The 24,500-nt window shown below is 68.1% G+C and carries 22 protein-coding genes; 11 read left to right on the forward strand and 11 right to left on the reverse strand.

Annotated features, from left to right (window positions below):
- Positions 1–2: 2 nt before the first annotated feature.
- The 3 genes from HWW87_RS03640 to HWW87_RS03650 are packed head-to-tail and all read left to right on the forward strand — an operon-like array spanning position 3 to position 2,096.
- The gene (locus tag HWW87_RS03640; RefSeq protein ID WP_175819265.1) at positions 3–578 is read left to right on the forward strand and encodes a glycerol-3-phosphate responsive antiterminator; all 576 of its coding nucleotides are present in this window, start codon (positions 3–5) and stop codon (positions 576–578) included.
- A 28-nt stretch (positions 579–606) separates the two neighbouring features.
- Positions 607–942: a putative quinol monooxygenase gene (locus tag HWW87_RS03645; RefSeq protein ID WP_059237196.1), complete on the forward strand. Its 336-nt coding sequence runs from the start codon at positions 607–609 to the stop codon at positions 940–942.
- Complete coding sequence (locus tag HWW87_RS03650; protein WP_175819266.1) at positions 939–2,096, forward strand: iron-containing alcohol dehydrogenase; 1,158 nt, start codon at positions 939–941, stop codon at positions 2,094–2,096. Before HWW87_RS03645 ends, HWW87_RS03650 begins: the two co-directional genes overlap by 4 nt.
- Positions 2,097–2,133: 37 nt before the next feature.
- On the opposite strand, the gene HWW87_RS03655 is transcribed toward HWW87_RS03650, so the two are convergent.
- Positions 2,134–2,655, reverse strand: a complete 522-nt coding sequence (locus HWW87_RS03655; RefSeq protein ID WP_175819267.1) for a hypothetical protein — start codon at positions 2,653–2,655, stop codon at positions 2,134–2,136.
- A 59-nt stretch (positions 2,656–2,714) separates the two neighbouring features.
- On the reverse strand, positions 2,715–4,895 hold the full coding sequence (locus tag HWW87_RS03660) for an ornithine decarboxylase (protein WP_175819268.1): 2,181 nt from the start codon (positions 4,893–4,895) through the stop codon (positions 2,715–2,717).
- A 509-nt stretch (positions 4,896–5,404) separates the two neighbouring features.
- Here HWW87_RS03660 and HWW87_RS03665 point away from each other — a divergent pair.
- Both HWW87_RS03665 and potE read left to right on the forward strand, forming a co-directional pair.
- Positions 5,405–7,705 (forward strand): Orn/Lys/Arg decarboxylase N-terminal domain-containing protein, encoded by a 2,301-nt coding sequence (locus tag HWW87_RS03665; protein ID WP_175819269.1) that lies wholly within the window; start codon positions 5,405–5,407, stop codon positions 7,703–7,705.
- A 70-nt stretch (positions 7,706–7,775) separates the two neighbouring features.
- Positions 7,776–9,161: a putrescine-ornithine antiporter gene (gene potE / locus HWW87_RS03670; RefSeq protein WP_174432467.1), complete on the forward strand. Its 1,386-nt coding sequence runs from the start codon at positions 7,776–7,778 to the stop codon at positions 9,159–9,161.
- A 3-nt stretch (positions 9,162–9,164) separates the two neighbouring features.
- On the opposite strand, the gene HWW87_RS03675 is transcribed toward potE, so the two are convergent.
- Entirely contained in the window at positions 9,165–10,073 is a 909-nt protein-coding gene (locus HWW87_RS03675) for a LysR family transcriptional regulator (RefSeq protein WP_175819270.1), read from the reverse strand.
- 197 nt (positions 10,074–10,270) lie between these two features.
- On the opposite strand from HWW87_RS03675, the gene HWW87_RS03680 reads away from it, so the two are divergent.
- On the forward strand, positions 10,271–10,855 hold the full coding sequence (locus HWW87_RS03680) for a putative glycolipid-binding domain-containing protein (RefSeq protein ID WP_175819271.1): 585 nt from the start codon (positions 10,271–10,273) through the stop codon (positions 10,853–10,855).
- Between the two features lie 4 nt (positions 10,856–10,859).
- On the opposite strand, the gene HWW87_RS03685 is transcribed toward HWW87_RS03680, so the two are convergent.
- On the reverse strand, positions 10,860–11,852 hold the full coding sequence (locus HWW87_RS03685) for a sulfonate ABC transporter substrate-binding protein (protein WP_175819272.1): 993 nt from the start codon (positions 11,850–11,852) through the stop codon (positions 10,860–10,862).
- 208 nt (positions 11,853–12,060) lie between these two features.
- Entirely contained in the window at positions 12,061–12,468 is a 408-nt protein-coding gene (locus HWW87_RS03690) for a DUF427 domain-containing protein (RefSeq protein WP_175819273.1), read from the reverse strand.
- A 376-nt stretch (positions 12,469–12,844) separates the two neighbouring features.
- Here HWW87_RS03690 and HWW87_RS03695 point away from each other — a divergent pair, with 376 nt between their 5' ends.
- A complete protein-coding gene (locus HWW87_RS03695) occupies positions 12,845–14,506 on the forward strand; it encodes an ABC transporter substrate-binding protein (protein WP_175819274.1) in 1,662 nt (553 codons plus the stop codon).
- Positions 14,507–14,551: 45 nt separating this feature from the next.
- On the opposite strand, the gene HWW87_RS03700 is transcribed toward HWW87_RS03695, so the two are convergent.
- The 6 genes from HWW87_RS03700 to HWW87_RS03725 all read right to left on the reverse strand — a co-directional run bounded on the left by HWW87_RS03700 (position 14,552) and on the right by HWW87_RS03725 (position 20,451).
- Complete coding sequence (locus HWW87_RS03700; protein ID WP_175819275.1) at positions 14,552–15,499, reverse strand: TauD/TfdA family dioxygenase; 948 nt, start codon at positions 15,497–15,499, stop codon at positions 14,552–14,554.
- A 149-nt stretch (positions 15,500–15,648) separates the two neighbouring features.
- Positions 15,649–16,602 (reverse strand): TauD/TfdA family dioxygenase, encoded by a 954-nt coding sequence (locus tag HWW87_RS03705; protein ID WP_175819276.1) that lies wholly within the window; start codon positions 16,600–16,602, stop codon positions 15,649–15,651.
- Between the two features lie 149 nt (positions 16,603–16,751).
- Positions 16,752–17,597 carry an ABC transporter ATP-binding protein gene (locus HWW87_RS03710; protein ID WP_175819277.1) on the reverse strand — a complete coding sequence of 282 codons (846 nt, stop codon included), beginning with the start codon at positions 17,595–17,597 and terminating at the stop codon, positions 16,752–16,754.
- Between the two features lie 54 nt (positions 17,598–17,651).
- Positions 17,652–18,467, reverse strand: a complete 816-nt coding sequence (locus HWW87_RS03715) for an ABC transporter permease (protein ID WP_175819278.1) — start codon at positions 18,465–18,467, stop codon at positions 17,652–17,654.
- Between the two features lie 35 nt (positions 18,468–18,502).
- A complete protein-coding gene (locus tag HWW87_RS03720; RefSeq protein ID WP_175819279.1) occupies positions 18,503–19,354 on the reverse strand; it encodes an ABC transporter permease in 852 nt (283 codons plus the stop codon).
- A gap of 14 nt (positions 19,355–19,368) precedes the next feature.
- Positions 19,369–20,451: an ABC transporter substrate-binding protein gene (locus HWW87_RS03725; protein WP_175819280.1), complete on the reverse strand. Its 1,083-nt coding sequence runs from the start codon at positions 20,449–20,451 to the stop codon at positions 19,369–19,371.
- A gap of 802 nt (positions 20,452–21,253) precedes the next feature.
- Between HWW87_RS03725 and HWW87_RS03730 the strand changes: the two genes are divergently transcribed.
- From HWW87_RS03730 to HWW87_RS03745, 4 genes are all read left to right on the forward strand, one after another.
- Positions 21,254–21,436 carry a Flp family type IVb pilin gene (locus HWW87_RS03730; protein WP_174434244.1) on the forward strand — a complete coding sequence of 61 codons (183 nt, stop codon included), beginning with the start codon at positions 21,254–21,256 and terminating at the stop codon, positions 21,434–21,436.
- Between the two features lie 88 nt (positions 21,437–21,524).
- Positions 21,525–22,004 carry a prepilin peptidase gene (locus HWW87_RS03735; protein WP_175819281.1) on the forward strand — a complete coding sequence of 160 codons (480 nt, stop codon included), beginning with the start codon at positions 21,525–21,527 and terminating at the stop codon, positions 22,002–22,004.
- Positions 22,005–22,025: 21 nt separating this feature from the next.
- Complete coding sequence (cpaB, locus tag HWW87_RS03740) at positions 22,026–23,048, forward strand: Flp pilus assembly protein CpaB (RefSeq protein WP_175819282.1); 1,023 nt, start codon at positions 22,026–22,028, stop codon at positions 23,046–23,048.
- A gap of 55 nt (positions 23,049–23,103) precedes the next feature.
- On the forward strand, positions 23,104–24,486 hold the full coding sequence (locus HWW87_RS03745; protein ID WP_175819283.1) for a type II and III secretion system protein family protein: 1,383 nt from the start codon (positions 23,104–23,106) through the stop codon (positions 24,484–24,486).
- The last annotated feature ends 14 nt before the right edge of the window (positions 24,487–24,500 follow it).

Genomic DNA, 24,500 nt, shown 5'->3' on the forward strand with positions numbered 1-24,500 from the left:
TCATGGACAAGTCGCTGGGCGCGCGTCTCGCCCGTCATCCCGTCATCGCCACGCTGTACGGCGTCGAGCAGGCCGACAGCTTCATCGACAGCGCGGCGGAGGTCGGCATCGTCGCGAACGTCGACCTGCGGCGGTTGCAGGCGGTGGTCGCGGCGCTCGCCCGGGCCGGCAAGTTCGTGATCGTCAACATCGACAGTTGCGATGGACTGTCGCAGGACAAGGGCGGCGTCGAGTATCTGGCCGATATCGGCGTCGCGAGTGTCGTGTCGACGCGCGTCGCGACGATCCAGCGCGCGAACCGCGCGGGGCTGATCACGATGCAGAAGGTGTTCGTGACCGACCGTTCGACGTGGCCGCGCAGCGTGAAGGCGATCGAGCAGAGCGATCCGAACCTCGTGCAGCTGATGCCGGCGCCGATGCTCGCGCACCTGAGCGAAGCCGACCGGCAGGCGCTGCCGCCGATCGTCGCGTCCGGTTTCGTCAGCAACGCGGACGACGTGCGCAGCGCGCGGCGGCACGGCGCGGTCGCGGTATCGACGAGCGACAGCGCATGGTGGAATTTCGACCCGTCGTCGTGACGGGCTTGTATCGAACCTGGAGCGCAGCATGAACGAACCCTATCTGCAGGTGATCGCGCATTACTTCGCGAAGCCCGGCAACGGCGACCGCGTGGTCGAACTGCTGGCCGAACTCGCGCCGGCCACGCGTGCCGAGCCGAAAAACCTCGACTACGCGTACTTCCGGTCGCCGGAGCACCCCGACCACATCGTGATCCTCGAGCGCTACCGCGATGCGGACGGCCTCGACGCGCATCGGGAAACGCCGCATTTCCAGCGGATCGGAATCGGGGCGATCATTCCGTTGCTCGATCGCCGCGACGTGTCGCGCTACATGGTGCAGCCGGACACCGGCACGGCGACGCCACCGGGAGGCACCCGATGAACCCGTTTCAATTCCGTACCGTTCCGACGCAGATCGTCGAATTCGGCGCCGCGCGCCGGCTCGGCGCGCTGTTGCGCGAACGCTTTCCGGCGCTCGCGCGGCTGTGTGTCGTCACCGATGCGTTCCTGCATCGCAGCGGCGTGCTCGCACCCACGCTGGAGAGCCTCGCCGCGCACGGCTGGCAGGTCACCGTGATCGACGACGTGATCGCCGATCCGCCCGAGCACGTGGTGCTCGAAGCGACCGAGCGGGCCGTCGCGGCCGATGCCGAGATCGTGCTCGGCCTCGGTGGCGGCTCGTCGATGGACGTCGCGAAGCTGATCGCGGTGCTCGCGCCGGGGCAGCAGGCGCTGGCCGACATGTACGGCGTCGACAAGGTCGCCAGCGCACGGCTGCCGCTCGTGCAGATGCCGACCACGGCCGGCACCGGCTCCGAGGTCACGGCCGTGTCGATCGTCACGGTCGGCGAGGCGCGCAAGATGGGCGTCGTGTCGCCGCACCTGTTCGCGGACGTCGCGATCCTCGACGCCGAACTCACGCTCGGCCTGCCGCGCGCGGCGACGGCCGCCACCGGCATCGACGCGATGGTGCATGCGATCGAGGCGTACACGTCCGCGCGGCTGAAGAATCCGGTGTCCGACATGCTGGCCACGCACGCGTTGACGCTGCTGTCGCGCAACCTGCTGGCCGCATGCGACGACGGCCGGAACCGGCACGCGCGCGAAGCGATGCTGGTCGGCGCGATGTTCGCGGGGCAGGCGTTCGCGAATGCGCCGGTCGCGGCGGTACACGCGCTGGCCTATCCGGTCGGCGGGATCTTCCACGTGCCGCACGGGTTGTCGAATGCGCTGGTGCTGCCGCACGTGCTGCGCTTCAACGCGCCGGCCGCTGCGCCGCTGTATGCGGAACTGGCGGCGATCGTCGCGCCGTCGGCCACGGGCAGCGACGAAGCGAGGACGTACGCGCTGATCGCCGAGATCGACCGGCTGATCGTCGCGACGGGGATCCCGCGCACGCTGCGCGAGGTTGGCATCGGCGAGGCGGACCTGCCGAGAATGGCGTCGGACGCGATGCTGCAGACGCGCCTGCTCGTGAACAATCCGCGCGAGGTGACCGAGGCCGACGCGCTGGCGATCTATCGGCAGGCATGGTGACGCGACGGGCGCGATGCTGCCGGCCGGTCGGGTACCGTCAATTCAGGTCGCGATCCTTGCAGGTCGGCTCGAGTTCGCCGTCGAAGTACTGATACAGGTGCACGAGCAACTTGTTGGCGCCGACCTTGCGCCCGAGGTAATGCGTGCCTTCCACCGACGTGCAGGTCGAGAATGCGAGTGGCAAGCCGCCGTCGAGCACGGCTTCCGGGTGTGCGCCCTGACGCACGAAATGCGCGGTGCCGACGACGCCGAAGCCGCGCGTGTCCGCCGGCACCGACTTCGGCAGCGACAGTGCGTACGCGGCGATCGTGCGGTCGTCGTGCAGGCTGTCGAGAATCTGGTTGCCGGGCTTGCCGGCGGGGCCGGTGACCGTCGCGCAGCAGCGCGCGACGCCTTTGTCGTCGTCGGGCAGCACTTGCAGCGACGTGCCTGCCGCGAGATGCGTATTCGGCGTGTAGTAGACGCCGTCGGCGACCACGCCGACCTGCTGCGCATGCGCGGCGAGGGAGACGGCGAGTGCCGGGGCGATCAGGAGCGGACGAGGCGGTCGGATGGGCATGATGGCGGCGATGATACACGTCGTGCGCAAGCGCCGCGCGGGCCGGGCACAGCCCGCGATCAGGCCCGCGACGCGTCGGCGCCGGCCGCGACCACGTACGCCGATGCCTGCTTCGTGCCGTCCGGCTTCGTCTGCAGGTACACGCCCTGGATTTCCGGCTCGAAGCCCGGCAGCGCATTGATCCCGGCTTCGAGCGCGCGGAAGTAGTCGAGCGCCGGGCCGCCCCACGCTTCGCCGGGCACCACGCAGAAGATGCCGGGCGGATAGGGCAGCGCGCCTTCGGTCGCGATCCGGCCTTCGATGCGCTCGAGCGTGACGAGCTCGACGTTGTTGCGGATCAGCTCGGCATTCGCGGCCTGGGGCAGCATCGCCTGCTTCGGGAACTGCGCGCGCCGGAACATCTGTTTCTGCAGATGCTTCATGTCGTGGCTGCGGTAGAAATCGTGCATGCGCTGGCACAGCTGCCGCAGACGCATGTTGCCGTACAGCTCCGGATACGCTTCGCACAGCGACGGAATCGCTTCGCGCAGCGGCGTGTCCTGATCGAGATGGCGCTCGAACTGCGCGAGGTGCGCGACCAGATGCTGCAGCTTGCCGGAACTCTCCGACGGCGTGAGCAGGAACAGGATCGTGTACAGGTCGGCTTTCTCGGGCACGACGCCGTGCTCGCGCAGGTAGCGCGCGAGGATCGGCGCCGGCGCGCCGAACGCCGCGTATTCGTGCGTGTCGCGATCGATGCCGGGCGTGGTCAGCAGCAGCTTGCACGGATCGACGAAATACTGGTCGTTCGCATAGCCTTCGAAGCCGTGCCACGTGTCGGCCGGATGGAAGCGGAAGAAGCGCAGGTCGTCGACGATCTGCTCGGTCGGGTAGTCGGCCCACGGGCGGCCGTCGACATGCTGCGGGACGAACGGGCGGATCTGTCGGCAGGTTTTCAGCAGCAGCTTGCGCGCATCGACGCCGTGTGCGACGCAGTCGCGCCACAGGCGCTTGCCGGCCGGGCCGGCATGCATCTGCGCGTTGACGTCGAGCGCCGCGAACATCGGGTAGAACGGGCTCGTCGACGCGTGGATCATGTACGCGTTGTTGAAGCGCCGGTGATCGCAGAAGCGCTTCTGCCCTTCGATGTGGCTGTCCTTCTTGTGGATCTGCGACGTCTGCGAGAAGCCGGCCTGCTGCTTGTGCACCGACTGCGTGACGAAGATGCCGGGATCGTCGGGGCCGAGCGTCAGCATCAGCGGCGAGCAGTCCTGCATCATCGGGATGAACTGCTCGTAGCCGACCCACGCCGAATCGAACAGGATGTAGTCGCACAGATGCCCGATCCGGTCGACGATTTCGCGCGCGTTGTAGATCGTGCCGTCGTAGGTGCCGAGCTGGATCACCGCGAGCCGGAACGGGCGCGGCAGGTCGGCACGCTCGGGCGCGACGTCGCGGATCGCGTCGCGAATGCGCGCTTCGCCGAGCGCCGCGCTGTCGACGCCGCCGATGAGGCCCCACGCGTTGCGGGCGGTCTCGAGGTAGACCGGCCGCGCGCCGGACAGCACGAGCGCGCCGAGGTGCACCGACTTGTGGTTGTTGCGGTCGAACAGCACGAGATCGTCGGGCGCGAGCAGCGCGCTCGTGACGACCTTGTTCGACGTCGACGTGCCGTTCAGCACGAACCAGGTCTTGTCCGCGTTGTAGATTCTTGCGGCGTTGCGCTGCGCTTCCAGTGCGGGTCCTTCGTGAATCAGCAGGTCGCCGAGCCGGACGTCCGCGTTGCAGAGATCCGCGCGAAACAGCGTCTCGCCGAAGAAATCGAAGAACATCCGGCCGAGCGGATGATTCGAGAAGAACTGGCCGCCCTGATGGCCCGGGCAGTCGAATTCGACGTAACCGCGCTGCACGTATTCGCGCATGACCTTGAAGAACGGCGGCAGCAGGTTCTCGCTGTAGATGTCGGCGGCGGCGGAAATCTGCCGGCCGTAGTAATGGCGGCCGCCGTGGCGAAGCTGGATCACGCCGCTCGCGCTCGGCAGGACCGACGGCGGCACTTCCTGGCCGGGCTCGACCGCGACGAAGAACGGAATCGCGAAACCGGTTTTCTCGACGGTTTTCAGCACCTTTTCCGAGGCATCGATTCCGACGACGATGGCCGCGATATTCGTGAAATCGGTCTGAAATACGTCGACCTGTTCGTGCGTGGTGAGGAAGGCGCCGATCAGCGCCGGCTCGACTGCGATTTTCAACAGGCTCACGCGAACTCTCCGGTAAATGACCTGAAACGGGAGCCGCATTGGCGCCGGCGCGCAATCCTGAACCGATACGCGTTGCAGCCTAATAACGGTCCCGCGAATGCGGAATGGAATGCCGCAGGCGCGCTGCACGAAGAACCCTTGCGCGGCGCGGCACAGCCGCGATTGGGCGGCGCTCGGCGCAGCTGATCGTAGCAACAAAAGCACGCGAATTCAATCGAGCCGAATCGCCAATGCCATGGCGGCATGAGCATGATCAAATAATCGGGAATTGGCGTGCTGCAGTGCACATAAAAATGATCAAATCATGAAATTCGATTTGAAAGGCACCGATTTTTTTCATCGAATCGTCAGCTTTTCAGCGAAAAGCATCTATGGCATAGTCGGCTCCGAATTGGATGGCGAATCAAGCCGGAACTGCGAGCGTCTCATGCCGCTGCCCGTGACCTGCTGTCCGCGTGCTCGTGAGACGAACGATACCAATCGAAGCAACGCAACAGCGAGGGCAAATCATGAATACTTCTGTCGGCGGCATTCGTCGTCTCGGCATGCGTGCGCTACTGGTCGACGACGAAATCGCGCAGGAAACCGCAACCGGGCGTGCGGTCCGCACGCTGAGCGCGGAGCTCGCGCAACGCGGTGTCGACGTGCTGACGGCGACGTCCGCCGACGATGCCATCGTGCTGATCCGCTCCGATCCGTCGATCCAGTGCGTGCTGCTCGACTGGGATCTCGGCGTGGACGGCCACGGGCCGTCCGAGGCGGTGGTCGATGCAATCCGGCATCGCAACGGCAGCGTGCCGATCTTCCTGCTGGCCGACCGCAGCGTCGCGTCGTCGGTACCGGCCGCGGTGATGGGCAAGGTCGACGATTTCGTGTGGCTGCTCGAGGATACGGCCGACTTCATCGGCGGGCGCATCCACGCGGCGATCGAACGCTATCGCTCGACCGTGCTGCCGCCGATGTTCGGCGCGCTCGCGAAGTTCTCGCGCGTCTACGAATACTCGTGGCATACGCCCGGCCACACCGGTGGCACCGGCTTCCTGAAATCGCCGGTCGGCCGCGCGTTCTTCGAATACTTCGGCGAATCGCTGTTCCGCTCGGACCTGTCGATCTCGGTGGGCGAACTCGGCTCGCTGCTCGACCACTCGGGCCCGATCGGCGAAAGCGAACGCTACGCGGCGCGCGTGTTCGGCGCGCATCGCACCTATCACGTGACGAACGGCTCGTCGACGTCGAACCGCATCATCCTGATGGCGAGCGTGAGCCGCGACCAGATCGCACTGTGCGACCGCAACTGCCACAAGTCGGCCGAGCACGCGATGACGATGTCGGGCGCGATTCCGACCTACCTCGTGCCGACGCGCAACCGCTACGGGATCATCGGGCCGATCGCGGCGGAGCGCCTCACGCAGGCGGCGATCCGCGAAGCGATCGCATCGAACCCGCTCGCGGCGGGGCTGGCGGACCGCCAGCCGAAGCATGCGATCGTCACGAACTCGACGTACGACGGCCTCTGCTACAACGTGACGCGTGTCGAGGAACTGCTCGGCGCGAGCGTCGACCGGCTGCACTTCGACGAAGCGTGGTACGGCTACGCGCGTTTCAATCCGATCTACCGCGACCGCCATGCGATGCACGGCGACCCGCGCGACCACCACAAGGATCGGCCGACGGTATTCGCGACGCAGTCGACGCACAAGCTGCTGACCGCGCTGTCGCAGGCGTCGTACATCCACGTGCGCGACGGCCGCAGCCCGATTCCGCATGGTCAGTTCAACGAAACGTTCATGATGCACGCGTCGACGTCGCCGAACTACGCGATCATCGCGTCGAACGACGTCGCGGCCGCGATGATGGACGGCCCCGGCGGCGCCGCGCTGACGCGCGAATCGATCGAGGAGGCCGTCGCGTTCCGGCAGATGATCGCGCGGATGAACGGCGAGTTCGGCGCGAAGGGCGACTGGTTCTTCGAATGCTGGCAGCCCGATACCGTGCTCGAGGCACGCACGGGCCGCACGCTGCCGTTCCACGATGCGCCGCCCGACCTGCTCGCGAGCGACCCGGCGTGCTGGGTGCTGCGCCCCGGCGCGCAATGGCACGGCTTCGGCAATATCGAGGACGGCTACTGCATGCTCGACCCGATCAAGGTGTCGATCGTCACGCCGGGCGTGGCGCCGGCCGGCGGCCTGATGCCGGTCGGCATCCCGGCGAGCGTCGTCACCGCGTATCTCGATGCACGCGGCATCGTGGTCGAGAAAACGACCGATTTCACGATCCTGTTCCTGTTCTCGATCGGCATCACGAAGGGCAAGTGGGGCTCGCTCGTCAGCGCGCTGTGCGATTTCAAGCGCGACTACGATGCGAACCTGCCGCTCGACATGGCGATTCCGTCGCTCGCGAAGGAGCATGGTTCGCGCTATGCGGGCATGGGGCTGAAGGATCTGGCCGACACGATGTTCGCGGCGATGGAGCAGCTCGGCACGACGCGCCTGATGTCGGAGGCGTTCTCGATCCTGCCGAAGCCGGAGATGAGCCCGGTGCGCGCGTACGAGCATCTCGTGCAGGGCCGCATCGAGCAGGTGACGCTCGACGAGCTGGCCGGGCGCACGGCGGCCACCGGCGTCGTGCCGTATCCGCCGGGCATTCCGCTGTTGATGCCGGGCGAGAACGCGGGGCCGGCCGGCGGCCCGGTGCTTGGCTATTTGAAGGCGCTCGAAGCGTACGACCGGCGTTTCCCGGGCTTCGCGCACGACACGCACGGCGTGGAGGTCGAGGACGGCACCTACCGCGTGTACTGCCTGACGGCCTGAAGCCCTGAATCCCGACCGGGCGAACGAGCGACCGGCCGCGCGGCGGCCTCACATCGAAGGATCGAACACCATGGACAACGCAGCGCACCTGTCCGACGCGGCCCCGGCGGCCGCGCGGAAGCACCGGATGAACGTCTGGCAGCTCACCATTCTCACAGCGGTCAACATGATGGGCTCCGGCATCATCCTGCTGCCGGCGAAGCTTGCGCAGGTCGGCACGATCTCGCTGCTGTCGTGGATCGTCACGGCCGGCGGCTCGCTCGCGCTGGCCTATGCGTTCGCGCGCTGCGGGATGCTGAGCCGCAAGCCGGGCGGGATGGGCGGCTACGCGGAGTACGCGTTCGGCAAGGCCGGCAACTACATGGCGAACTACACGTACGGGCTGTCGCTCGTGATCGCCAACGTCGCGATCGGCGTCACGGCGGTCGGCTACGGCACCGTGCTGTTCGACGCGACGCTGTCGCCGCTGCAGACGGGCCTGTGGACGATCTTCCTGCTCGTGCTGACGACGGTCGCGAACTTCGGCGGCTCGCGCATCACCGGCCGGATCGGCGCGGTGACCGTGTGGGGCGTGATCATTCCGGTCGTCGTCGTATCGCTGATCGGCTGGTTCTGGTTCAGCGGCGCGACCTGGGGCGCGGCGTGGAATCCGCACAACATGCCGTTCGGGCCGGCCGTCGGCGGCTCGATCGCGGTGACGCTGTGGGCGTTCCTCGGGCTCGAATCGGCGTGCGCGAACTCGGATGCCGTGGAGAATCCGGAGCGCAACGTGCCGATCGCCGTGCTCGGCGGCACGATCGCGTCGGCGATCTTCTACATCGTGTCGACCAACGTGATCGCCGGGATCGTGCCCAACGCGATCCTTGCGGCGTCGAACGCGCCGTTCGGCATCGCGTTCGCGACGATGTTCACGCCGACCGTCGGCACGATCGTCACCGCGCTGATGGTGATCGCGTGCATCGGCTCGCTGCTCGGCTGGCAGTTCACGGTGGCGCAGGTGTTCAAGAGCTCGGCGGACGTCGGCTACTTCCTGCCGGTGTTCGCGCGCGCGACGCGCACGGGCACGCCGATCGTCGGCATGGTGATCCTGCTGGTCGCGCAGGTCGCGCTGGCGCTGATGACGATCAGCCCGGAGCTGAGCAGCCAGTTCCAGAAGATCGTCGATCTCGCGGTCGTCACGAACCTCGTGCCTTACGTGATGTCGATGGCCGCGCTGATCACGATCCAGAAGGTCGCGAAGGTGCCGCCGGGCAAGGCGCTGGTGACGAACGTGATTGCGATGGTCGCGACCGCGTACAGCTTCTACGCGCTGTTCAGCTCGGGCGAGCAGGCGCTGATGCTCGGCGGCCTGTGCGTGTTCCTGGGCTGGACGCTGTTCGGCTTCGTCAGCGCGCGCTTCTACCAGATGGAAGTCGACGCGCACGTGAAGGAGCCGGGGAAGTCGCTGCAGGCGTGATGGCTAGCGTTGACGTTGCGTCAGCAGCGGCGGGAGTTCGCTTTTCAGCAGATCGACGACAGCGCGCACGCGCGGCGGCAGCGGCCGCTGCGCGTGCACCAGCACGTTGAGCGCGAAGTCGGGGATGTCGTAGTGCGGCAGGAGGCGGACGAGCCGGCCGTGCGCGAGCGCATCGGCGCAAGCCGGGTGCTGGACCACGCCGATGCCGCCGCCCGCCGCGATCGTGTCGAACATCGGGCGCCAGTGGCTGGTGGTCATGACCGTGCGGATGCGCGCGTAGTCGACCGCACCGCCGTCGCGCTGCAGCGGCACCTGTTCGTTCGCGAACACGCCTTTCACGCGGATGAACGGATGGTTCGCGAGATCGGCCTTCGTGTCGAGCGGGCCGTGCCGGTCGAGATACGACGGCGCGGCGACGAGCACGCGGCCAACCGCGCCGAGCGCGTACGCGACGAAGCCGCCGTCGCGGAGCTGGCCGACCCGGATCGAAATGTCGACGCCTTCGGTGACCGGATCGACGATATCGTCGTTCAGCACCAGGTCGATGTGCAGCTTCGGATACGCGGTGCGGATCTGCATCAGCACGGCCGGCATCACGACCTCGCCGAAACATTGCGGCGCCGCGAGCCGGATCGTGCCGTCGAGCGCATTCTCCGTCTTCGACACCGATGCAACGGCCAGTTCGGCCGCCTCGAGCAGCGCCTTGCTGCGTTCGTAGAAGAGGCGGCCTTCCTCCGTGCACGCGAGGGTGCGCGCACTGCGCATCAGCAGCCGCGTGCCGAGATGCTTTTCGAGTTTCTCGATACGCTCGCTGACGGCCGGTTGGCCCATGTCGAGATCCCGCGCCGCGCCGGACATCGTGCCGCGCTCCACGACCCTGACGTAGATGCGCATCGTCGCCAACAAATCCATGAAGTCGCGCCTTGTGTTTTCCGGTTCGATTTTTACCGATCGACGGATGGTACCAAAGCGGCGCAGGGGCGACGGTGTGCTTGAAGCCGATACTGACTATCGGCCGGAACGCGATCGGTGCCGCCGAAGCCGCGTGCGTTCATCCGCTCCGTGAGCGAAAATCGGCTTCCTTCCGCGCGACCGACAGGAGACCCGACATGACGCAACGGAATGAAGCCCGACGCACGCACTGTGTCGCATGGCAGATCGTGCAGACGTGGCAGGCGGCCGAATGGTGCCGGCTCGACGAGTCGCAGACGGGCATCGCGCTGTCGGGGGCGGTGGCGGGCGCGATCGACGGCACGCCGTTTCGCATCGACTACGCGATCGCATGCGGGACCGACTGGCTCACGCGCTCGGCGCGCGTGACGCGGTGGAGCGGCACGGCGCCGCCACGGCAATGGGACATCGCGTGCAATGCAGGGCAGTGGACGATCGACGGTGTCGATGCACCGATGCTTGCGGGTGCAACCGACATCGACCTCGGCTTCAGTCTGTCGACCAATACGCTGCCGATCCGGCGGCTGGCGCTCGCCGTCGGCGAGTCGGCCGAGATTCGCACCGCGTGGCTGCGGTTTCCGAGTTTCGACATCGTGCGCGGCGAGCAGCGCTATACGCGCACGGCGCCGCACGTGTACCGCTACGAGAGCGGCACCTATGCGGCCGATATCGCGATCGACGACGCGGGCCTCGTCACCGACTACGACGAATGGCGGCGCATCGGCGCGGCGCTTGCGCCGTGACGCATCAGCGCGCGCTGGCGACCGACAGCTTGCCCGGAATCAGCTTCAGCGTGCTGAACGCGTCGGCGATGCTCTGCTGGTACGCGACCGTCGCGTCGGTGATCGGCTGCACGCCGTAGCCGGCGCGCTTGAGCGCGACTTCGAGCGTCGGCGCGTCGAGGCCGACGAGCGGCGACAGTTGCGCGGCCACCTCGGGCACGTGATCGCGCGCCCAGCGGTCGACCGCGTCGACTTCGTCGAGTAGCGCGCGCAGCACCTGCGGGTGCGCGGCCGCGTACTTGCGCGCGGCGAGGTAGTACTGCGTGTTGCGCACGAGCCCGTCGCCGTTCGTGACCACGCGCGCGCCGAGCTGCCGTTCGGCGGCGGCCAGGTACGGATCCCAGATCACCCACGCATCGACGCTGCGCTGCACGAACGCGGCGCGCGCGTCGGCCGGCGTCAGGTAGATCGGCTGGATGTCGGCATACGTGAGGCCCGCATGCTCGAGCGCCTTCACCAGCAGGTAGTGGACGTTCGAGCCCTTGTTGAACGCGACCTTCTTGCCGCGCAGTTGCGCGACGGTGCGGATCGGCGAATCGGGCAGCACGACGATCGCCTCGCCCTGCGGCGCGGGCGGCTCGTTGCCGATGTAGACGAAATCGACGCCGGCGGCCTGCGCGAAGATCGGCGGAGTCTCGCCGACCGTGCCGACGTCGATCGCGCCGGCGTTCAGCCCTTCGAGCAACTGCGGGCCGGCCGGGAATTCGAGCCATTGCACGGCGACGCCCTGGCTCGCGAGACGCTTCTCGAGCGTGCCGCGCGCCTTGAGCACGACGAAGTTGCCGTATTTCTGGAAGCCGATGCGCAGCCGCGTGCCGCTGGCGTCGGCGCGGGCGGGGCCGGCCGCGAGCGGCCCGAGCGCGAGCCCGGCCAGCCCGGCGGCCGCGCCGTGCAGCCACCGGCGGCGGCGCGGGTTCGCCGGGGTCGTTTCAAGGTCTGCGTGCGGTGTGTCGTTCATCGAGGCGTCCTGCTGGCGGGTTCACGGGTCGCGCGGGCATGGCGCGATCGGCACGGGACGCGGCCGGTTGCGGGCGATGCGCGCGGCCGGCCCGCGCCGGACTCAAGACGATACGGCCATGCGGGACGGCGGCCAACCAATGAATCCGCATATGCAAATCAGCGGCCGGACGATCCGTGAATGGTGACGCGGCAGGGCGCCGCCGCGCTCACTCGGTGACGAGCGGGCTTTCCTCGATCGAATCGACGCGGTCCGGATAGAACGCAAGGTGCCCGCGAATCGATTCGACGGCCGGATACGGATGCTCGTACGTCCACACCGCATTGATCGCGCGTTCGCCGCCGGCCGGAATCGAGTAGTACGCGCAATCGCCCTTGTACGGGCAGTAGGTCGCGTGGTCGGTGCGTTCGAGCAGCGACATGTCGGCATCCTCGCGCGGAACGTACAGCACCGCCGGATAGCTGGCCTCGCGCAGCGCCAGTGCATGGCGCGTATCGGCGACGACCTTGCCGGCGACCTTCACGACCACGCGCGACGCGTGCGGTTCGATCAGGATCGGATGATCGGGGCCCGGCGACTTGACGGGACGAGAGGGCGTATCGGGGTTGATCGACATCGTGGGTCCTCCAGGAACGGGCGGCGCACCCGCGGGCGCGCCGTGCCGGCATGCGTGCGCCGGTGGATTCCCGCGCACCGGTGCCGGCGTTGGCCAACCGATACGATGCGCCAATTCCGCGGAACCTGCAGAGGGCCGGAAGGACGTCCGCGGCCCTGAGCGAATGGCGCTGCGTCATGTCATGACGCCGGGCCCCGGTGTCGCGGCGGTGTTCGCGAGCCTGCGTGCGGCGCTCGCATGGACATTCTCATGCAGCGGCAGCGGGATGCATCCGCGACGATAAGCAACGCGGAATTAATTGGTAAGCGATCGGCGGGATGCGCGCGAAGATCGACGGTCGTCATTCGCATCGCACCTCTTGCTTCCGTCCCTCACCATGAAGAATCCTTTCGTTTCGTCAGCCGCGCGCCGTACGCGCGGCGTATCGCCTGCCGGCGCCGCGCTTCGCTGCATCGCCGCGTCGTTGCTGCTGGCCGGCGCCGCGACGCACGCGCTCGCGGCACCCACGGGCAAGACGCTCGTGTACTGCACCGAAGGCAGCCCGGCCGGCTTCGATCCCGGCCAGCACACGACGAGCACCGATTTCGATGCGAGCACGTACCCGGTCTACAACGGGCTCGTGCAGTTCAAGCGCGGCACGCTCGATCTCGAACCGGCGCTCGCGACGAGCTGGGACGTGTCGCCCGACCAGCGCACGATCACGTTCCACCTGCGGCGCGGCGTGAAATTCCAGACGACCGCGTGGTTCAAGCCGACCCGGCCGTTCCAGGCCGACGACGTCGTGTTCACGTTCCGCCGGATGCTCGACCCGGACGATCCGTTCCGCAAGGCCTATCCGGTCAGCTTCCCGTATTTCAGCGATCTCGGCTTCGACCGCAACATCGAACGCATCGAGAAGGTCGACGACTACACGGTACGCTTCGTGCTGAAGACGCCCGACGTCGTGTTCGTGCGCAATCTCGCGATGGCGTTCGCGTCGGTGCTGTCGGCCGAATATGCGTCGCAGCTCGCCGCGCGCCATCGCGAGTCGGACATCAACCAGTTCCCGGTCGGCACGGGGCCGTTCCTGCTGCGCACGTACCAGAAGGACGCGCTGATCCGCTACGACGCGAATCCCGACTACTGGAAACCGGACGACGTGAAGCTCGCGCGCCTCGTGTTCGCGATCACGCCCGATCCGGCCGCGCGCTTGCAGAAGCTCGTGGCCGGCGAATGCCAGGTGTCGGTGTTTCCGCGGCCGGCCGACCTCGAGACGGTGCGGCGCGACCCGAAGCTGACGCTGTTCTCGGGGACGGGCTTCAACGTCGGCTTCGTCGCGTACAACACGCAGCATCCGCCGCTCGATCGCGTCGACGTGCGGCGCGCGCTCGACATCGCGATCGACAAGACGGCGATCATCAAGACCGTGTTCAACGGCGACGCGACGATCGCGACGAACCCGATGCCGCCCGCGCAATGGTCGTACAACCCGCGCCTGAAGGACGCGCCGCGCGATCCGGCCGCCGCGAAGGCGCTGCTCGCGCAGGCCGGCTTCCCGAACGGCTTCGACCTGACGCTGTGGGCGATGCCGGTGCAGCGCCCGTATAACCCGAACGCGCAGCTGATGGCGCAACTGATCCAGCAGGACTGGGCGAAGATCGGCGTGCGCGCGAAGATCGTCAGCTACGAATGGGGCGAATACAACCGCCGCGCGAAACACGACGGCCAGCACGACGCGATCCTGTACGGCTGGTCGGGCGACAACGGCGACCCCGACAACTGGCTCGGCACGCTGCTCGGCTGCGACGCGGTGCACGGCAGCAATCTCGCGAAGTGGTGCAACAAGGACTTCGAGCAACTCGTGACCGCCGCGCGTTCGAATGGGGACGTCGCGAAGCGCACGGCGCTGTACGAGCAGGCGCAGGTGGTGTTCAAGGACCAGGTGCCGTTCACGCCGATCGCGACGTCGATCGTGTCGCTGCCGATCTCCAGGCGTGTACACGGGCTGACGTTCTCGCCGCTCGGCGGGCACCGGTTCGACGGCGTGTGGCTCGATTGATGGAAGCGGAGGCCGGTGCGCCCGTGCACGCCGGCATTCGCCGCGTCAGTTGAGTGCGACGGCGGCCGCCGTTTCGACCGGCGTGCCTTCGAGCGCGACCGAAGGCGCGCCGTCGGGGCCGACCGGCACGTCGCCGATGAGCGTCGTGCGATACAGCTGGCGGTCGAAGTCGAGATCGAAGATGTCGACGGGCGCGAGATGCGCGGTCGCACGGTTGTCCCAGAACGCGATGCTGCGCGGTTCCCACTTGAAGCGGATCGTGAATTCCGGCCGCGTCACATGCTCCCACAGCAGTTCGAGCAGCGCCTGGCTCTCGCGCGGCGTCAGCCCGACGATCGATTTCAGGAAGCTCGGGCTCACGTACAGCGCGCGTTCGCCGGTCTCCGGGTGCACGCGCACGAGCGGATGCTCGGTCACGAGCGGGCGGCGCTCGACGGCGTCGTCGAACGCACCGGTCGCGCGCGCGCCGGGCGGCGGCGTGAAGCGATGGATGCCGCGCAGCGTGTCGACGAAGCCGCGCAGCGGCGCGGACAGCGTTTCGTAGGCGCGCACGAGGTTGGTCCAGTGCGTGTCGCCGCCGTACGGCGGGATCGTCACGCCGCGCAGGATCGACGCCCACGGCGGATTCACGGCGGCCGTCACGTCGGTGTGCCAGCCGGTCCAGGGCCGGCGCACCGGCTCGCCTTCGAAGCGCGTCGCCTTGCGATGCTTCGCGATCGAATAGACGGCCGGATGGCCGTCGACGTGCCCGAACACCGGGTGGCCGACCGTCGGCTCGCCGAACTGCGCGGAGAACGCGACATGCTGCTCGTGCGTGAGGAATTGTTCGCGAAAGAAGATCACGCGCCATTGCAGCAGCGCGGCGCGGATCGCCGCGATCTGCGGCGTGGTCAACGGTTGCGTGAGGTCGACGCCGCGGATTTCCGCACCGATATGGGCGGACAGCGGGATCACGTCGACCGGCTGGGCGACGGGTTCGAGTAGGGCGCTCATGCGACGCTCCTGGCGGAAGTGAACGGGGAAGAGAGACGACATCGTTGCGCGTGCAAGCGTCGGTCCGGTGGTGCGAGGTTCATGGCGGGTGTCCTGCGGAGAGGGGCGCGGCGGCGCGCGGGAAAGGGCGCCGCCATGGGACGTGGACGTTATTGCAGCGTGGCGCCCGGCCCTTTCAGCAGGACGCTCTGGCGGCCGTCGATGCCGACCGGCACGTCGCCGTGAACGGTCGCGCGGCGCACGACGCGGCGCGCATCGCCGTAGTCGTTGATCGCGTAGTGCTGCGTCGCGCGGTTGTCCCAGATCGCGACGTCGCCTTCCTGCCAGTTCCAGCGCACGGTGTTCTCGAGGCGCGTCACGTGCTCGTGGAATACCTGAAGCAGATGGGCGGAATCCTGCGCCGACAGTCCCTTGAGCCGCTGCACGAAGTGCCCGAGCACGAGCGTGCGTTCGCCGGTTTCCGGATGCACGCGCACGACCGGGTGCTCGGTTTCGTAGACGGTCGACGTGAACACTTCGCGGTAGCGCTTCAGTTGCGCATCGTCGGCATGCACGTGTGTCGACGCGTAGTCGTAGGCGTTCGTATGCAGCGCCCACAGCGTGTCGGCGAGCGCGCGCAGCGGGTCGGGCAGATGCGCGTACGCGGCGGCCGTGTTGGCCCATACGGTATCGCCGCCGAACGGCGGGATCACGACCGCGCGCAGGATCGAGATCTTCGGGTATGCGTCGACGAAGGTCACGTCGGTGTGCCACGAATTGGCGCGTGCGCCGTGCGCGGAATCGAGTTCGAGCAGGGCCGCGCTGCCGTCGACGGACGGCACGGTCGGGTGCGCGACCGTGTCGCCGAAGCGGCGCGCGAACGCTTCCTGTGTCGTGTCGTCGAGATGGTGCTGGCCGCGGAAGAACAGCACCTTGTGGCGTAGCAGCGCGGCCTGGATCGCGTCGAACGTCGCGTCGTCGAGCGCGGCCGACAGCCGCACGCCGGCGATTTCGGCGCCGATCCGGCCGGCGACCTGGCGAAGCTGAAGCGGGACGGCGGCCGTGCGCGGCGCGGCGTGCGAAGCAGGCGAAGACGAGTGAGCGGCGTGCTGGACATCGGACATCGGGAGTCTCCTGGGAGTCGGGTCGGTCGAGTCTCCATTCAAGCAGGCGCCGCGCGGAACCGGAACCGATGAATCGTCACAACCTTAGCGTGCGCGCTGCGATGAACGATATGTGTCGTCCTGCTGAACAATGCGCACACGTTGCATCGCTACCAAGCGAGCCGCCATTCGCCGATCCGGTGCGGGCGCGCCGCGTCGATGCGCTTGCCGCCCGAACCGTCGTCGCCCGGCGGCTCGCTGTCGTCGAAATCGGCGAGCACGGTATCGCGCAAGCGCGCGAATGCCGGCGAATCCCGCCGGCGCGGGCGCGGCAGCGCGACGTCGACGATGCGCGCGATGCGCCCGGGACGCGGCGCCATCGTGACGACGCGATCGCCGAGATAGACGGCTTCGTCGACGTCGTGCGTGACCAGCATCATCGTGATGCGCTCCTGCTCCCAGATGCGCAGCAGTTCGTTCTGCATCTTCGCGCGCGTCTGCGCGTCGAGCGCGCCGAACGGCTCGTCGAGCAGCAGCACGCGCGGCCGGTTCACGAGACCGCGTGCGATCGCGACGCGCTGCGCCATCCCGCCCGACAACTGGTTCGGAAATGCGTGCTCGAAGCCGTTCAGCCCGACGAGCGCGATGTGTTCCGCGACCGCGCGCCGTTTCGCGGCGACGTTCAGCGGCGCGTTGCGCAGCGCGGCGCCGATATTCTGTTCGACGGTCAGCCACGGGAACAGCCGGTGATCCTGGAACACGATGCCGCGCTGTAGCGACGTGTCCCGCACGCGTTCGCCGCCGGCGCGGATTTCGCCGGTGTAATCGGTGTCGAGCCCGGCGACGAGCCGCAGCAGCGTCGACTTGCCGCAGCCGCTGGCGCCGACGATCGTGACGAATTCGCCGGCGCGTACGTGCAGCGACACGTCGTCGAGCACGGCGAGCGCCGCGCCGCGTTGCGCGTAGTGCTTGCTTACATGGAGGATGTCGAGCGAATCGGAGGCGAGGGTCGTCATGGCGGTACGAAGAAGGGTGCGATACGGAAGGAAAGGGCGGGAAGGAACGGGCGCTCAGCGCGTCAGGTCGCCGCGACGGGCCAGCACCTTGCGCTCGATCGCCCGCGCGGTCGCGTTCAGTGCCCAGCCGGTCACGCCGACGACGATGATCCCGAACAGTACGAGATCCATCCGGAACTGCTCGCTGCCGTCGATCAGCGTGTTGCCGATCCCGCTGCCGGCGACGAGCAGGTATTCGGCGCCGAGCGTCGCGAGCCACGAATAGATCAGGCCGAGATACAGGCCGGTAAAGATCGACGGCAGCGCGGCCGGCAGGATCACGTGGCGGATGAGCTGGAGCCGCGAGTAGCGCAGCGCGCGGGCGACGTCGACATACGTGCGCGGCACCGCGTGAATGCCGTCGCAGGTATGGGCGGCGACCGGCAGCAGCGCGGCGAGCGACAGGAACACGACCTTCGCGACGTCGCCGAGCCCGAACCATACGGAAATCAGCGGAATCCACGCGAACAGCGAGATCTGCTTGAACGTGTCGAAGCTCGGGCCGACCATCCGCGCGGCGACGCGCGACAGCCCGAGCGCGGCGCCGAGCAACAGCCCGCCCGTCGCGCCGATCGCGAACCCGCACGCTTCGCGTGCGAGCGACGCCGACAACGCACGGCCGAGCGCGCCGCTCGCGGCCTGTGCCCACGCGGTATGCAGCACGTCGGCGGGGCCGACGAACAGCCCGCTTTTCACGAGATGGGCGGAAGCGATGGCCCACCAGAGTGCGAACGCCACGAGCGGCAGCACGAAGCCGCGCCAGTCGGGCGCATGCAGGCGGCGGGCGGCCGTGGCGGGCGGTGTGGCTGACGGCGTGGCGGCGTGCGGCACGGGCGATTCTCCTTCGATGGGGCGTGCGGCCCGGTTCAGCCGCGAAACGCGGACGGCACGCCGCGGCGCAGGCGCGCTTCGAGTGCGTCGAGCGCCCGGTTGATCAGCAGGCCGACCGCGCCGACCACGACCACGGCCGCCATCACGAGATCGAGCTGGAACAGTTGCCGCCCGTACACGATCAGGTAGCCGAGCCCTTCGGACGACGCGACGAGTTCGACCACGACGAGCGCGAGCCACGACTTCGTGAACGCGAGCCGCACACCGGTCGCGAGCGTCGGGATCGCGGCCGGCAGCACGACGTGGACGATGCGTTGCCGGCGCGTGTAGCCGAACCCGCGCGCGACTTCGTCGAGGGCGGGCGGCGCCTCGCGAAACCCCTGCAACGTGCTCAGCGTGACGGGGACGAGCGCCGCATGCGCGATCAGCAGGTACTTGAGCGGCTCGCCGACGCCGACGAGCAGCAGCAGGAACGGCAGCCAGCCGAGCACCGGAATCTGCACGAGCGCGTTGAAGCTCGGCAGCACGTAGGCTTCCAGCGTGCGCGACAGCCCGAGTGCGACGCCGATCGACACACCGAGCAGCGTGCCGGCCGCGAAGCCGACGAGCACGCGCTGCAGGCTGATCAGCGTGTGACGCACGAGATCGCCGCTCGACGCGAGTTCGGCCAGCGTGTCGACCACGCGTTCGGGCGGCGGCAGGATTTGCGGCGCGATCCAGCCGCGCGCGCTGCCGACGCTCCACAACGCGAACAGCAGCGCGGGCAGCACCCACGGCGCGAGCTGCCACGCGAGCCGTTTCAGCGCAGCCGCACGGCGCGGCGGCACGGCGAGCGCGTGCGATTCGGACGACTGGGACGACGGGACGGGAAACGCGGTGTCGCTCATCGGGGCGGGCTCGGTCAGGAGAGAGGCTTGCCGGCGGCGTCAAAACGCGGCCAGTAGTGTTCGAGCTTCAACGTGCGCAATGCATTGTCGAGATACTTCGGTTCGAACCAGCCGTCGACGTCGACCGGCTGGCGGATCAGCTTCAGGTTCAGCGCATCCTGGGCGACGGCCTTGTAGCGCGCGACGACGAACGGGTCGATCAGCGGGGACAGGCGGTCCTTCAGGCGCTGGTTCGCATAGTCGGCTTGCCACGACGCATACGGCACGCCGCTTTTCGCCCACAGCTTGAACAGCGCATCGCGGTTCGCCTCGTCGGACGACCATTGCGCGCCCTTCACGAACGCGGTGACGACGCGCTGCACGATGTCCGGGTGCGCGCGGTCGAAATCGTCGAGCACGAGCAGGTGGGTCTGGCGCGTCAGTTGCGGGCCGTCGTTCTGCGATTCGTAGATGATCTTCGCGAGGCCCGCGTCGCGCAGCTTGTAGAGCGCATAATCGCCCACCGACGCGTCGATGCCCTTCGACGCGAGCGCGGCGAGCGAGCTGGCGGCGTCGAGGTTGATCACGCGCAGGTCGCGTTCGCCGAGGCCGTTCCTCGCGAGCGCGTTGTCGGCGACGAGCTGCAGGTTGGTGCCGCGGAAGATCGACACGCGGCGGTCCTTCAGGTCCTTGATCGAGCGGATCGTGGAGTCGGGCGGCACCGCGATCTTGATGCCCGAGCGCACGCTCGCGGCGAGCAGCAGGCGCGTCTTGATCCCGTTCGAGCGCGCGAGCACGGCCGGCAGGTCGCCCTGGTACGCGAAGTCGAGCGCCTTGTTGGCGATCGCCTCGTTGACGGCCGGCCCCGCGCCCTTGAAGAACAGCCATTCCACCTTGATGCCGTCGGCGGCGAATTCCTTTTCGACGAGTTGCTGCAACTGCACGGTGGCGGCGCTCGATCCGCCGAACGTCGGGGGATCGCCCGCGCCTTGCTGGGCGACGCCGATGCGGACAGTGGCGGGCTTGTCCGCGTGCGCGGCGGCGGCCGGCAACGCAACGAGGGACGCGATCAGCAGCGATCGCAGCAGGCGCAGTGGAGACGGGAATCGGTCGATCATGGCGCGTCGGATGGCGAGGGGTGGAAGTCGTGCCGGAGGGCGGCAGAACCATTCTGGAGGACGCATTCGGCGCGGGACAAGCAACGATTTGAACTATGCTTATCGCCGCGTTTCGGGTTGGCAAATCACGCGTGTCGCCGATTGGAAACGGCGGCGCGCGCGAGCGCGGCTCCCGCATGTCGATCGGCGGCAAATCGATCGTCGGTGACGGCGGCGTCAAGCCGAATCGGGCAACACGATCGGGGCGTGCAATATTTTCCGGATCATGCTGGCCAGTACGAAAATAAATACCGGATAGCGCGCCCGCGTGTGCGTTTTAAATTCGGGCAGGAAAATTCGCGGCATATCGAAAAACTGAATAAAAATCATCGAAATGCACGGCGGAAGCAACGATGCATGCCGGTATTAACATTCTTGCGGCGCGCGAAGCCAGGCCTCCCGCCTCACGCTTGAAAAGCGGCAGATGACATGCGCGTATTTCATCGTTGAAGCGCGTCGCCCATAAATGCATCCGACGCTAAATAATTTGAATTCGCCCAAAAAATTGTCTATACCCTAGACGAATTAGCGTGATCCGCATCGTGTCAATGCGGCTACGCAACAGACGCGCGAAAGGAGCGGCAGATGCCATTGCCGTCCACCGCGCAGTGCAGCGATCGAATGGATTCAGGGGAATGCGCACGGCCCGATGCCAGGGCTGCCGCATGAGTCATGAATGGGCGAACGTCGTGCGCGCCACCGAAGCAACGCCGCGTCTTTACATTCAACGGTCGATCACCGACCCCGTCACACGGAGGTTGTCATGCTGCAATACGTCAAGAGCTTGCTGCGCGATGAACGTGGTGTCAGCTCGCTCGAATACGCGGTTCTGGCCGGCATCGTCGTGGTCGCGCTCGCGGCGGTCGGGGTGATTCTCAGCAGCACGTCCGGTGGCTTGCCCGCCGTGTTCACCGCGCTGATCAACAAGGTCACGGCGTTGATCTGATCCTCTGAACCCGAGCGCCGCCGACGAACACACGGATCCGCAGCGGTACGACGTATCCAGCCGGGGCGCGCCGACGGACGGCTCTCCGATGCTCTATCTCGTACAGTCGGCGGCGACGCTCGTGCTGGTGTCGCTCGCGATGCAGGATGCGCGCGCGCGGCGCCTGTCGAATCGTGCGGTACTGGCGTTCGCGATGCTGTATTTCGTCGCGGCGGCACTCGCGCGCGATGGGCTCGCGCAACTCGCCGGTCATGGGGCGACCGCCGCGGCGATGCTGCTGTTGTTCGCCGGCCTGCGTCACGCGGGCTGGATCGGTGGCGGCGACGTGAAGCTGGCGGCGGCGGTGTTCCTGTGGGCCGGCCCGGCGCTCGCGTTCCCGGTGTTGACGATCGTCGGTGCGAGCGGCGCCGCGTGCGGCCTCGCCGCACTCGCGGCCGGCGCATTGCGGCGTCGCGCCGCGCCGGCGCATACGATCGCGACGCGCGGCGTGCCGTACGGCGTCGCGCTCGCGCTCGGCGGCACGCTGGCCGTCTGGGCGCCGTTTCCTCATGCGGTTTCGCTTACCTAGACCCGGGGGACGCACGCCGCCATGCCCAAACCCCTGAGAATGGCCGTCCTGATCATCGCAGCCGCGATCGGTGCGTTCATCCTGCGCCAGCTGTTCGTCGCCGCGGCGACGCCGCCGGCGCCCGGCGAAGCGGCCGAGGTGCGCGTGCGCGTCGCGACGGCGGACCTGCCCGAAGGGCTGCTGCTGCGCGACAACGATCTCGCGTGGAAGCGCATGCCGCGCACGCAGGTGCCGGCCGGCGCGTTCGTCGAGTCGCAACCGGGCGCGAACCTGCAAGGCGCGCTGCTGCGCAACCGGGTCGACGCCGGTGCGCCGATTCGCGCGGAGAACGTGATCCCGGCCGGCGCACCGGATTTTCTCGCGGCCGCGCTGCAGCCCGGCATGCGTGCGATCTCGGTGCCGGTCGACGACGTGTCGGGCAACGCGGGGCTGATCCAGCCAGGCGACTTCGTCGACGTGGTGCTCACGCAGGAGATCGGCGGGTCGGCGACGACGCCCGGCACGTTCGAAGCGGAGACGGTCGTGCGGCGCGCGCGCGTGCTCGCGGTCGGCTCGGAATTCCAGCGTGCGAAGACGCCTGCGAGTGCGCCGGAAGTACCGGCTCGCGCGCGCACGGTCACCCTCGAGGTCGCGCCGCGCACCGCACAGGTCGTGCTGGTCGCGACGCGCCTCGGATCGCTGTCGCTGGCGCTGCGCAGCTTCGCGACGAGCGATCGCCGTCAGGCGGCGGGGGGCGACGAAGCGGAACCCGATACGCCGCCGGTATGGGCCGGCGACGTGTCGCGCGCGGCCCGCGGCGCGGCGCGGGCGCCGTCCGCGAGGACGGACGCCGGCACGCGGCCGGGGTCGCAGGGCAATACGGTCGTGATCTACCGCGGCTCGTCGGTCGACGATGGGTCGCGCGGCAGCGGCACCGGCACGCCGGGCGTGCCGCCGCTGCCGTCGGGTTGGCCGGGTACGCCGGTTGCGCCGGCCGCACCCGCGGGCGGCTACGCCGCCGCGGACGCGACGGCGCAGGCGCCACGGATGGCGGCGCCGCAGTGACGCGGTGACGATTCGGGGCCGGCCGCCCGGCGGCCGGCATTTGACGGGAACACGCATGGTGCGCATCGTTCGTTGGATCGCTTTCTGGTGCCTGGCCTGCCTCGTCGCGCCGGGCGTCGCGCTCGCGCAGCGCCCGCCGGCGGCGGACGCCGGCGCGGCGTTGTCGATCGCGACCGGCAAGGGCGAGATGCTGTCGCTGTCCGAACCCGCGACCGCGATGTTCGTCGCCGATCCGGGCATCGCGGACATCCAGGTGCCGTCGCCGCGCACCGTGTTCGTGTTCGGCAAGAAGGCGGGCACCACCACGCTGATCGCGCTCGGCGCGAACCATCGGCCGATCCTGCGCCGGACGGTGATCGTGCAGGTCGACACCGCCTCGCTGCAGACGGTGCTCGACAGCCGCTTTCCGCAATTGAAGCTGTCGGTGTCCGGCGCGCCGGGCTCGCTGATGGTGTCGGGCAAGGTGCCGAGCGCGGCCGACGCAGACGCCGTGATGCAGTCGCTCGCGCCCTACGTGAACGACAAGGAAAAGATCGTCAATCGGCTCACGCTGTCGCGTCCGATCCAGGTGAACCTGCGCGTGCGCGTGACGGAAGTGAGCCGCAACGTCACGCAGCAGCTCGGCATCAACTGGAGTTCGCTCGGCGCGGCAGGCAACTTCATCGGCGGGTTGTTCAACGGGCGCACGCTGTTCGATCCGACGAACAAGCTGTTCAACCTGTCGCCGACCGGCGCGTATTCGGTGCTCGGCGGCTTCCATACGGGGCGCTGGTCGATCGACGTCGTGCTCGACGCGCTCGACCAGGAAGGCCTGATCACGATGCTCGCGGAGCCGAACCTCACCGCGATGTCCGGCCAGACCGCGAGCTTCCTCGCGGGCGGCGAGATCCCGATCCCGGTCGCGCAGGCCGGCAACACGACCGGCGCGATCACGGTCGAGTTCAAGCCGTTCGGCGTGTCGCTCGACTTCACGCCGACCGTGCTCGCCGACAACCGGATCAGCCTGAAGGTGCGCCCGGAGGTGAGCGAGGTCGACTCGAACAACAGCGTGACGACCGGCGGCATCACGGTGCCGGGGCTCACCGTGCGGCGCGTCGAGACGACGGTCGAGCTGTCGAGCGGACAGAGCTTCGCGATCGGCGGGCTGCTGCAGAGCCAGACGGCCAATACCGTGTCGCAGATCCCGGGCCTCGGCCGGCTGCCGATCATCGGCCGGCTGTTTTCGTCGAAGAACTTCCAGGACAACAAGACCGAGGTCGTCGTGATCGTGACGCCGTACATCGTGCAGCCGACCGGGCCCGGCCAGCTCGAGCAGGCGCTCGACACCGTCGCGCGGCCGAGCAGCGATCTCGAGTTCGCGATCCAGCGCAATCTCGGGATCGACCTGCTGTCGGGCGACACGCCGCGTCTCGTCGGCGCCGCGGGCTTCGTGTACTGACCGGAGGAGCGCGC

Origin of the sequence: Burkholderia sp. BCC0419 (genome assembly GCF_902830285.1) — a bacterium.
Lineage (GTDB): Bacteria > Pseudomonadota > Gammaproteobacteria > Burkholderiales > Burkholderiaceae > Burkholderia.